This window comes from Microbispora sp. NPDC049633 (genome assembly GCF_040675265.1).
In the GTDB taxonomy this organism is placed as follows: domain Bacteria; phylum Actinomycetota; class Actinomycetes; order Streptosporangiales; family Streptosporangiaceae; genus Microbispora; species Microbispora maris.
In genome coordinates, this window is sequence record NZ_JBFAOO010000379.1 from 1 (window position 1) to 2,673 (window position 2,673).

The 2,673-nt window shown below is 74.6% G+C and carries 3 protein-coding genes; 1 reads left to right on the plus strand and 2 read right to left on the minus strand.

Going from position 1 to position 2,673, the window contains the following annotated elements; all coding sequences use genetic code 11:
• On the plus strand, positions 1-1,455 hold a 1,455-nt coding region (locus AB0J39_RS39090), incomplete at its 5' end, for an alpha/beta fold hydrolase (protein ID WP_363474207.1).
• A gap of 4 nt (positions 1,456-1,459) precedes the next feature.
• Here AB0J39_RS39090 and AB0J39_RS39095 read toward each other — a convergent pair.
• Complete coding sequence (locus tag AB0J39_RS39095; protein ID WP_169988874.1) at positions 1,460-1,669, minus strand: hypothetical protein; 210 nt, start codon at positions 1,667-1,669, stop codon at positions 1,460-1,462.
• Between the two features lie 168 nt (positions 1,670-1,837).
• On the minus strand, positions 1,838-2,521 hold the full coding sequence (locus AB0J39_RS39100) for a hypothetical protein (protein ID WP_363474209.1): 684 nt from the start codon (positions 2,519-2,521) through the stop codon (positions 1,838-1,840).
• Positions 2,522-2,673: the final 152 nt, after the last annotated feature.

Consider the following 2,673-nt stretch of genomic DNA (forward strand, 5'->3'; position numbering starts at 1 on the left):
ACCGGGAGCAGGGAGACCGTCGCGGCCGGGCCGCTCGTGCATCCGGAGTCGGTGAGCCGCGACCACGCGCGGGTGCTGCTGCGCCGCGGCCCGAGGGGGATGCGGCGCATGTATCTCAGGGACCTGACCCTGGGCGGCACGGAGCAGCCGCTGCTGGCGGACCTGCCCGGCTCGACCGACTACGGCGTCCTGTCCCCCGACGGCGAGACCGCCTACCTGCTGTCCGACGCGGGCCGGGACCGCGCCGCGCTGGTGGCGGTGAGCCGGGGCGGCGGCCCGGTGGTGCTGGCCGAGCGCCCGGACGCCGAGCTGGACCGCTTCGCGCTCGGCGCGGACGGCCGCCGTCTGGTGCTGGTGTGGAACGTCGCGGGCCGCTCGGAGCTGGAGGTGCTGGAGCCGGGCGACGGCGGTCGCGGCTGGGGGCACGCCGGGGGCGTCGCCGACACCGCGCTCGTCACCGGCGGGGCCGCCGGCGACGCTGCCGGCAGCCCGATGCGGCGCCCGCTGCCCCCTCCGCCGGGTGAGCTGGTGACCTCGATCAGGGTGTCGCTGGACGACCGGATCGCCGTGCTGGCGGTGGAAGGGCCGGCCCAGCCCGCACAGGTGGTGTCGTGCGACCTCGACACGGGCCGGTATCGGACGCTCGCCGGGGCGGGACGCGTCGCCGGGGCCGTGGACGCCGAGCTCGTGCGCGTCCCGGCCCGCGACGGGCTGGAGATCTGCGGGTGGCTCTACCGCCCGCCCGGCGCGCGAGGCCCGGCGCCGTACGCGCTCTTCCTGCACGGCGGGCCGGAGGACCAGGAGCGGCCCGCGTTCACCCCGCTGTACCAGTGCCTGGCCGCCGCCGGGATCGGCGTCTTCGCGCCGAACGTGCGCGGCTCGGCCGGGTTCGGCCGGGCCTTCCGCGAGGCCGACAACCACGCGCTGCGGTTCCGCGCCATCGACGACGTGGCCGACTGCGCCGCGTTCCTGGTGCGGACCGGCCTCGCCGACCCAGTCCGGATGGCCTGCATGGGGTGGTCGTACGGCGGCTATCTCACCCTGGCCGCGCTCGTCACCTACCCCGGGCTCTTCCGGGCCGGGGTGGACGTGTGCGGCATGGCCGACTTCGCCACCTTCTACGAGCGCACCGAGCCGTGGATCGCCGCGGCCGCCGTGAGCGAGTACGGCCATCCGGAGGCCGACCGCGACCTGCTGCACGCGCTGTCGCCCTTGCACGCCTTCGACCGCCTGGCCGCTCCCCTGCTGGTGGTGCACGGCGCGCGGGACACCAACGTCCCGGTGTACGAGGCCGAACAGGTCGTCGGCGCGGCCCGGGCCCGCGGGGTGCCCTGCGAGCTGCTGCTGTTCGAGGACGAGGGGCACGAGATCCGGCGGCGGGTCAACCGGGTCACGTTCGTGCGGCGGGTCACCGAGTGGCTCGGACGCCACCTCACCTGCCCGTCGTCCGCCTGAACGGTCAGCGCGACTCGTGCAGCCGCGCCAGGTCGCTTTCCATCTTGGCGATGACCCGCTGGTACCCCTCCCATCCGTACTGCCGGAACAGCTCGGACTTCAGGCGCAGCGTCTCCTCCTGCACCGCCTCTGGGCCCTGGCGGCGTATCGCGTCGAGCGCGAGACGCGCCCGCCGCTCTCGGTCGGTGGTCCCGGCGAGATCCTCGCGTCTCATCTCAGGAGTAGGCATGGGGCTCTGCCCTCCGGGTCTGGACGAACGGTGCCTACACCTGACGCGCCTGCGGCACCGGAGGTTGACGGCCCCGGCAAAATCTTCGCCGGGGCGTTATCGAGACGTACGCGGTGCGGGCGCCCGCACCGCCGGGGACACCTCGACGGGCGGTCAGGGCGCCTCGCCGCCGGGAACGTCGACCGCGATCTCGCCGCCCAGCCGGTGCCCCTCGCCGAGCACGAGGTTGTCGCCGCTCCAGAACCTGCCGGGGTCGTACCAGTTCGGGCGGCGGCCCTTGGGCAGCAGGCCCATCGCCTCATAGGTCACGGCGACGACCTCCGCGCAGTAGGCGGTCTCCAGTGCCCTGTCGCGGGCGGTCTGCCGCTCCGCGTTCCGGAGCCCGCGCCACGCCGCGGGCCGGAGCGCGGGGAGCCGCCCGCGGAGCCAGCGTCCCGCCAGGCGGGCCGTGGACGGGAACGGAGTGCCGTCCACCCGCGCGATCGTCCGCAGGACGGCGTCCTCCATCTCCCTGCTCGCGCCCGGCTCCAGCTGGCGCAGCCAGGCACGCTGGCCGTACCTCGCGGCCCAGACGCAGACCGCGTCGCGCATGTCGTGCAGCTGGACGCCGCGCTGGTGGGTGCCCGACCACATGTCGGGCAGCGACCGGCCGAGTTCGGCGTGCCACATGAGCGGCGGCAGGTCCTCGATGACCACGGCCATCCCCACGTGGTTGACCGGGCTGTTGGTGGTGACCTGGATGGCGCGGTCCGGGACGCTGCGTCCTCGGAACACCCAGACGTCACCGGTACGGGCCAGTTCGAGTGCCTTGTCGAGGCTTATGCGCGTATGAGCCACGGCAGTAGCCTAGGCACATGCGGTGGTGGAAGATACTCGGTCTGGCGGCCTTCACCGGTGTCGCGGCGACCGGTGTGGTGATCGCCCGGGCCGAGCGCCGCAGGCGCGCGTACACGCCGGAGGAGATCCGGGCGCGCAGGCGATCCCGGATC

Bases quoted from the DNA above. Each gene is read 5' to 3' on its own strand.
- AB0J39_RS39095 (WP_169988874.1), bottom strand. From the start codon at position 1,669: ATGAGACGCGAGGATCTCGCCGGGACCACCGACCGAGAGCGGCGGGCG.